Genomic DNA, 7,877 nt, shown 5'->3' with positions numbered 1-7,877 from the left:
ATATACCGAAGCATGTCCAAGACCAGTATAAGTTGGCACATAATTAAAGTGATTGTTTTTACAATTAAAACCTTCTCGCATCATACGCTTAAAACCACCTTCACCATATTTAGATTCAAAACGCGTTAAATAATCATAACGCATTTGATCAACAACAATACCGACAACCAACTTTGGCTTAGAGCTCGTTTCTATGTTAGTTGTTTCAGTTGCAGTCGTTAAAGTCCTATCCTGTGAACCGCAAGCAGAAACCAGCGATAAAAATGTAATTAAAGAGAAGATTTTTTTCATGAGTAAAGATGTCTTTCAATTCAACTTCAAAAATACGCTTTTTAGAATATCTTAATTTAATTTTACCATATTTTACTAATGATTTTTATACTTTAGCGTTCATGAAGTACCTTCATAATATTGGCGCTTATTTTATAATGATTAAAGATATTTTTCGCAAACCCACAAAATGGTCTGTGATGAAAACTTTGATCCTTAAAGACATTGATGATCTTATTATTGGCTCATTAGGAATTGTTGCGTTTATTGCATTTTTTGTTGGAGGTGTTGTTGCTATCCAAACATCTTTAAATATAAATAATCCTTTAATTCCGAAATACCTTGTAGGTTTCGCAACACGTCAATCTATTATTTTAGAATTTGCACCAACTTTTATTTCTATAATCATGGCTGGTAAAGTCGGTTCTTTCATAACATCTAGTATTGGTACTATGCGTGTTACTGAACAAATTGATGCCCTCGAAGTTATGGGAATCAATGCCATTAACTATTTAGTCTTTCCAAAATTTATTGCGTTGACCTTATATCCTTTTATAATTTCTATTGCAATGTTTCTTGGTGTTCTTGGTGGTATGGCTGCTTGCGTTTATGGAGGATATGGTACACTAGAAGATTATGTTGAAGGGATTCAAACCGACTTTATACCATTTCATATCACATATGCATTTATTAAAACTTTTGTATTTGCCTTTATATTAGCAACAGTTCCATCTTTTTATGGTTATTTCATGAAAGGTGGAGCACTAGAAGTAGGTAAAGCGAGTACAACATCTTTTGTTTGGACAAGTGTTATGATTATTCTATTAAACTTTTTACTAACCAGTTTATTATTAGGCTAATGATAGAAGTTAAAGACTTACATAAATCGTTTGGTGATGCACATATTCTTAAGGGAATTACAACGCGTTTTGATAAAGGAAAAACCAACCTTATTATTGGACAAAGTGGTTCTGGTAAAACCGTGTTTTTAAAATGTCTATTAGGTTTATTTGAATACGAAGAAGGTTCTATTTCTTATGATGGAAAAGTGTTTAGTAACTTAAGTGCCGACGAAAAACGAGAACTACGTGCAGAAATAGGCATGGTATTTCAAGGAAGTGCTTTATTTGATTCTATGACTATTTCAGAAAATGTAATGTTTCCTTTACGAATGTTTACTAAGCAAAGTAAGAGTGAAATGGAAGATAGAGTTAACGTGGTTTTACAACGTGTTAATCTTGAAAATGCACATCATAAAAAACCAAGTGAAGCTTCTGGTGGAATGCAAAAACGTGTAGCTATTGCGAGAGCAATTGTAAACAATCCTAAGTATTTATTTTGTGACGAACCGAACTCTGGTTTAGATCCCAAAACAGCTATTGTAATAGATAATTTAATACAAGAAATTACAGACGAATTTAATATCACTACTGTAATTAACTCTCATGACATGAATTCTGTAATGGAAATCGGCGAAAAAATCGTATTTCTTAAAGATGGCTTAAAAGCTTGGGAAGGTTCTAATGAAACTATATTTAGAACAGACAATGAAGTCGTAACTGACTTTGTTTACTCTTCTAATTTATTTAAGAAAGTCCGTAAGATGTATCTTGAAGAGAATCAGTAATTAATTTCTTTTAATACTAATTTTTTCTGTTTTCAATTCACCTTTAAGCCAAATCAAAAGATTACTTTCATTAACACCAATGATACTGTCATTAAGTGTAGATTTCCATTTCACATTAGCTATTGTTATCGTATCAACTTTTATAAAATCCCCAGACTCGAGCATTTTAGCATATCCAAAATACTCCAAATCATTGAATCTTATCTTAGCATCTTTAGCTAAGGTTGAAAAAGCAATTTCAGTAGATGCACTTTGAGCTTCTAATTGTTGATTTAGTCCAGAAATATTTTCTTGCAGGTCACTTATTTCTTTTTGTAATCCAGAAATAACATTATCTTTTTTATCAAGTTCTACAATCGCTCTATCATAAGCATCAGAAATTTTATCTATACTCCTATTCTTATTTCCACTTATTATTAATTCAAAATCTTTAATCTTTTCATAACCTTTTAACTCATTTCGCAAATCTGCTTCTGTAGCATCGGCAATTTCACCATTAAAATAAAGTGTAATTTTCTTTTCTTCATAATTAGGAATATCATCTTGTAGCCACAACTCATGGTTAGGCTCAACTTCATTCTTAATAAAATTTTCGTAATCAGTCACTAAACCACTTTTTATGAGTACTCTGTAAAAAGTAATACTAGGGTATATCATAACAAGAACGGCAACTAAAGCAGCAAATCTTGCTATACGTTTTCTTTTAGAAGAGTTTGCATATTTAAGCATTGGAAACCTAAGTAACTTAAGCACGATAAAAGTCGCTAATGCAATGAATATGGTATTTATGGTAAACAAATTCATGGCTCCTAAAAAATAAGACCAATTACCATTAGCTAGGCCATAACCAGCAGTACATAATGGTGGCATCAATGCTGTAGCAATAGCTACACCAAAAATCACAGAGGCTATTGTTCCTTTTTTAGTCCTAGCTATAATTAAAGCTAAACCTCCAAAAAATGCAATTAATACGTCTCTAATGTCTGGCGCAACCCTTCCTAAAAGTTCTGAAGTTTCTTGATTACCCAATGGAAAAAACCTGAAGAACAAAAACGCAGTTAATAAACTCAGTACAATCATTGTCGCTAGATTAATTAGCGATTTTCGTAGTGTATCAATATCATTCAGTGCTATTGACATACCAACACCTAAGATTGGTCCCATTAAGGGTGAAATTAACATGGCACCAATGACTACAGCCGTTGAGTTTGCATTAAGACCAACAGAGGCTACAAAAATAGAACAGATTAAAATCCATGCTGTAGCACCTTTAAATGGTATATCTGCTTTAATAGCATCTATAGTGGCATCTCTATCTGTATCATGTTTAAAATCAAAAAGCTCAGTTAAAAAAGTCTTTACACTAGCAAATAAGCCCTTAGCATCTTGCTTTACGGCTTCCTTTTTTTCTTCAACAGCTTTATCCTTATCTATTTGCTGTTGCTGATCTTCTTCAGAAAAATTGAATTTACTTTCGTCACTCATAATTATTAACCATATTCTTCCCCAAAATTAGCTTTCACATTTTGAAGTACTTTTTTAATATCTTGCTCTTTTGCTTTAGGAAAGATAAGTAAAACTTCGTCTTTATCGACAATGATGTAATCTTTTAGTCCGTCTACGACGACTATCTTACCACTTTTTGAGCGTATCATATTACCTGAAGCATCTTCTAATAAAGCCTTAGAGTTTACAACAGCATTTTCATTTTCATCCTTATCTAATTTATCATAAAGACTTCCCCAAGTTCCAAGGTCATTCCAATCGAAAGTCGCAGGAATAACATAAACATTTTCACTCTTTTCCATTAAGGCATAATCCACTGAGATGTTTTCAGCTTTCCCATAATTATCTCTAATGAAATCGTCCTCGAATTCTGTATTATAAGTGCTGTAACCACTTTTAAAGAGTTCAAACAATTCAGGTTGATTATTCTTGAAAGCTGAAATAACCGATTTTGCACTCCACATAAAAATACCAGCATTCCATAAAAAATTACCTTGATTTATAAAAGACTTAGCCGTTTCATAATCTGGTTTTTCTCTGAATTGATTTACCGATTTGATTTCTGTAGTTGCTGATTTATCATATTCGATATAACCATAACCTGTATTAGGAAATGATGGAGTAATTCCCAAAGTCATTAACGCATCATTAGATTCACAATAATCAAAAGCTGTTTTTACATTATCTGAAAACAATTGTTCATCCTCAATCCAGTGATCACTAGGAGCTACAATCATTACTGCATTTTCATTTTCCTTATGAATTTTTAGCGATGCATACAAAATACAAGGCGCTGTATTTCGCATAGCTGGTTCTAAGACTACTTGTCGCTTTGTAACACTTGGCAACTGCTCAAATACTAAATCGTTATAACGTTCATTTGTTAAAATGAAAATGTTTTCTTCTGGTATTAGATGTGATAAACGATTAAATGTTTTTTGAATCAATGTATCTCCAGTTCCTAACATATCGTGAAACTGTTTTGGAAAGTCTTGAGTACTTACAGGCCAAAACCGAGAGCCTACTCCACCAGCCATTAGTATGGCGTAATAATTTTTATTCTTCATTCTTCTATTAATTCAACTTCTGCATTAGGATTAAACAAATATAACTTACCCGTTTTAACTTCTACACATTCAAAACGTTTTCTTCTCTGTTTACCTTGTTTAAAAACCCTTCCATTATATAGCTTAAAGTCTTTCCCAAAAGGCACTTCAAACACATAAGTCTTATCATTAACTTCATTAAATTGCTTTAAGGCTAAAGCTAATTTCGCATCTGTATCGCTAGATGCTTTTGGATTCTTAAAGTGATTTGCTAAAAGTGGTAATAATTCTATTGGAAATATTTCTGGACGTAGAAACGGGAGCATTAAATGCTGAAAAGTTTGTTTCCACTCTTTTCCATGAGGCTTAATAAAACGACCAAATTTACTGTAAGCTTCAAAATGGGCAATTTCGTGAATAAGCGTAATTAAAAAACGGTACTCATTTAAGTTCGAATTTACCGTAATCTGATGCTTACCATTTGGCAATTGCCTGTAATCACCATGTTTAGTCCTGCGTTCATTCTTTACTTTTACCACCAGATTATCATTTGCTAATATGGTTTTAATCATTAAATGTGCTTCGGCAGGAATAAAATCTAAAAGTGATGTTTGCATTGGTGTAAAAATACATCTTTTAGAAAAAGAAAACAGCTTTAAAAAAAACATGAATTACTGTCATTTAGAGCATAGTCGAAAAAACAAAAACACTAACTATTAAAGCATTTCGATTACGCTCATCGTGACATTTTCACTTCTTAACAGTATTCTTATTTTGAAAGTAAAGCTGACGTTTCTATCATATTTATAAACTCTTGCCTATAACCGTTAGTATCATTCCCTTTCGCACTCAACGCTAGCTCTTCTATCATAGCAAAAGACACATTACTTTTATATTCTGAATCTCTTAACAAAAGACCAAGACCAGCAACTGCAGAAGAGAATCTAAAATTATTTGAGGTTAGATCTAGCTCAACACCTCTATCAATAATTGTTTTAGTTATTAATATACTCTCATCTTCCTTAGGTCTTTTATATCTAAACTTTATAGTAAGTATCTCATCATTATTAGACGCATTTGCAATTTCTGTATTTTGATATTTTAAAGCATCATGTTTTCTAATGTTATCATTTGAACCATAAGGAATAACTTCATACAAAGCAGTAACTGTATGACCAGCACCTAACTCACCTGCATCCTTTTTATCATCATTAAAATCTTCATTATTCATCAATCTATTTTCATAACCAATTAAACGATAAGCTTTAACCTGATTTGGATTAAACTCAATTTGAATTTTCACATCCTTAGCAATCGTAAACATATTCGCTCGCATATCAGTAGAAAAAACTTTCTTGGCCTCTTTAATGTTATCTATGTAGAAGTAATTCCCGTTACCAGCATTACTTATTTGCTCCATTCTTCCGTCTTTATAGTTTCCCATTCCAAAACCACAAATAGTAAGGTAAATATCTTCTTTTCGCTTTTCTTCTATTAACCTTACTAATTCCGAACTCGATGAAACACCTACGTTAAAATCGCCGTCAGTTGCTAGTATAACTCTATTGTTACCATTAGCAATTAAATTCTCTTTCGCAATACTATATGCTAATTGTATGCCTTGTCCACCTGCAGTTGATCCACCAGATTCAATTCTATCTAAAGCGTCAACTATCTTTTCTTTATCAGACGCTTTTGTAGATGGCAACACCAAACCCGCAGAACCAGCATAAGCTACTATTGCAACTCTATCATTTTCATTTAATTCATCTAACAATAGTTTTAAACCTTTCTTTAGTAATGGTAATTTATCATGAGATGACATAGAACCTGAAGCATCAATTAGAAAGACAAAATTGCTTGACTTTAAATCGTTATAGTCTAAAGTTTTTCCTTGAATTCCGATATGTACAAGTTTGTTATTTGTATTCCAAGGACAACTAGAAACTTCATTGATAAATGCAAAAGGATGTTTATCCGTTGGTTGTGGATAATCATAGTCAAAATAATTAATCATTTCTTCTATACGCACTGCGTCCTTTGGTGGCATTTGGTTGTTAGACAAAAACCGCCTTACATTGCTATATGAAGCATTATCAACATCTATAGAAAATGTAGACAATGGATTTTGGAGTGCATCTTTAAATGCGTTTTCGTAAATTCTATCATACCCTTCAGTATTATGTTCCATTCTTACTTCTTCATCTGTAGCAACTTCATATACTTTAATATCATCGAGTTCATAAAGAGCATTTTTAGAATTGCTGTTTGGAGGATAGCATCCATTTATTAAAAGTGCTACTACAAATAGAACAGAAAATTTAATTTTAGATTTAAACGATTTTACATTCATAATTTTATATTTTTAAATGTTACAAAGGCAAACTTATAGTACAATCGTTTTTTTCCTATAGAAAACACTTGTAAACCATTTGTAAATGATTTACAAACATTACACAATTGGTTTCTAGGTATTTATATTAATTTTGAATTTAGAAGAAAAACATACATTCTCTCAGTTAAAACTAGCCATAACTCAAAAGTTTTTGGAAGGCAATAGCGCATCTCAAACTATTGAAGATTGGAAAGGAGAGGATATTATTACATTTCAAGAAGACCTATTTGATAAAGTAAAAGCTCGTGTAAGTGAAAAATGGTTTTACACCTACATTAAAAATGAATCCAAAAAGCTACCACGTATAGATATGCTTAATCTGCTAAGTAATTATGTAGGTTATCAAAACTGGAGTGCTTTTAAAGCTGAATATAAGGTAGAAACAAATGCATCAAAACCTAAAAAAATATACAAATCTTATTTATGGTTATTGATATTAGCACCATGTGCATTATTAGCATTCTCTTTGATTAATTCTAAAAATGATTATCATTTTTGTTTCCATGACTCCATAAAAAATGAATCTATAAATAGTGTTATTTTAAATATTAAGATTTTGAAAAACGGACAGACGCCAATTCATAAAACTTCAGATTCTTTAGGTTGTTTTAATTATTCAACAACTGATAATGAAATTAGATTTGTGGTTCAATCTCCATACTATAAAACAGATACTATTGTAAGACAATTTGATTCTAATAAAAATAGTGTAGTGAAATTGATAGCGGATGACTATGCTCTAATGCTCAACTATTATACAAACAAAAATATTAGCGAGTGGAAAAAACACAGAGAAAAACTGAATGCTATATTTAACGACGACGCAGAAATATATCAATTATTTAAAAACAGTAACTCTGTTGAACTCTATACAAAACAAGAATTCATTCAGAAATTAACAATCCCAACCAGAAGTTTAAAGGGTATGGAAATTTTGGATAAAATTGAAGTTAATGGCAAAATTGTGAAACTAAAATTTGTAATTCATTAAGATGAATTTAAAGATAAAACATATTCTACTCATATTTATTAG

At 31.3% G+C, this 7,877-nt stretch carries 8 protein-coding genes; 3 read left to right on the top strand and 5 right to left on the bottom strand.

Going from position 1 to position 7,877, the window contains the following annotated elements:
* The coding region (locus tag QZZ53_RS16080) for an alkaline phosphatase family protein (protein WP_296386580.1) at nt 1–291 on the bottom strand (291 nt) is incomplete at its 3' end.
* A gap of 101 nt (nt 292–392) precedes the next feature.
* Here QZZ53_RS16080 and QZZ53_RS16075 point away from each other — a divergent pair.
* Together QZZ53_RS16075 and QZZ53_RS16070 are read left to right on the top strand one after the other, a co-directional pair.
* Nucleotides 393–1,130, top strand: coding sequence for an ABC transporter permease (locus QZZ53_RS16075; protein WP_296386579.1), 738 nt, complete (start codon nt 393–395; stop codon nt 1,128–1,130).
* Nucleotides 1,130–1,897, top strand: coding sequence for an ATP-binding cassette domain-containing protein (locus tag QZZ53_RS16070; RefSeq protein ID WP_296386577.1), 768 nt, complete (start codon nt 1,130–1,132; stop codon nt 1,895–1,897). Before QZZ53_RS16075 ends, QZZ53_RS16070 begins: the two co-directional genes overlap by 1 nt.
* Here the strand turns inward: QZZ53_RS16070 and QZZ53_RS16065 are convergent, their stop codons facing one another.
* The 4 genes from QZZ53_RS16065 to QZZ53_RS16050 form a co-directional block, all read right to left on the bottom strand.
* Nucleotides 1,898–3,382 carry a DUF389 domain-containing protein gene (locus tag QZZ53_RS16065; RefSeq protein ID WP_296386575.1) on the bottom strand — a complete coding sequence of 495 codons (1,485 nt, stop codon included), beginning with the start codon at nt 3,380–3,382 and terminating at the stop codon, nt 1,898–1,900.
* 5 nt (nt 3,383–3,387) lie between these two features.
* A complete protein-coding gene (locus tag QZZ53_RS16060) occupies nt 3,388–4,470 on the bottom strand; it encodes a mannose-1-phosphate guanylyltransferase (protein WP_296386573.1) in 1,083 nt (360 codons plus the stop codon).
* Entirely contained in the window at nt 4,467–5,066 is a 600-nt protein-coding gene (locus QZZ53_RS16055) for a SprT-like domain-containing protein (protein ID WP_296386570.1), read from the bottom strand. The genes QZZ53_RS16060 and QZZ53_RS16055 overlap by 4 nt, the downstream gene beginning before the upstream one ends.
* A gap of 152 nt (nt 5,067–5,218) precedes the next feature.
* Nucleotides 5,219–6,802 (bottom strand): VWA domain-containing protein, encoded by a 1,584-nt coding sequence (locus QZZ53_RS16050; protein ID WP_296386568.1) that lies wholly within the window; start codon nt 6,800–6,802, stop codon nt 5,219–5,221.
* A gap of 133 nt (nt 6,803–6,935) precedes the next feature.
* Here QZZ53_RS16050 and QZZ53_RS16045 point away from each other — a divergent pair, with 133 nt between their 5' ends.
* Entirely contained in the window at nt 6,936–7,835 is a 900-nt protein-coding gene (locus QZZ53_RS16045) for a hypothetical protein (RefSeq protein WP_296386567.1), read from the top strand.
* The last annotated feature ends 42 nt before the right edge of the window (nt 7,836–7,877 follow it).

Origin of the sequence: Winogradskyella sp., assembly GCF_016744625.1 — a bacterium.
Taxonomy (GTDB): domain Bacteria; phylum Bacteroidota; class Bacteroidia; order Flavobacteriales; family Flavobacteriaceae; genus Winogradskyella.
This window is presented reverse-complemented; position numbering and strand designations above follow the sequence as displayed.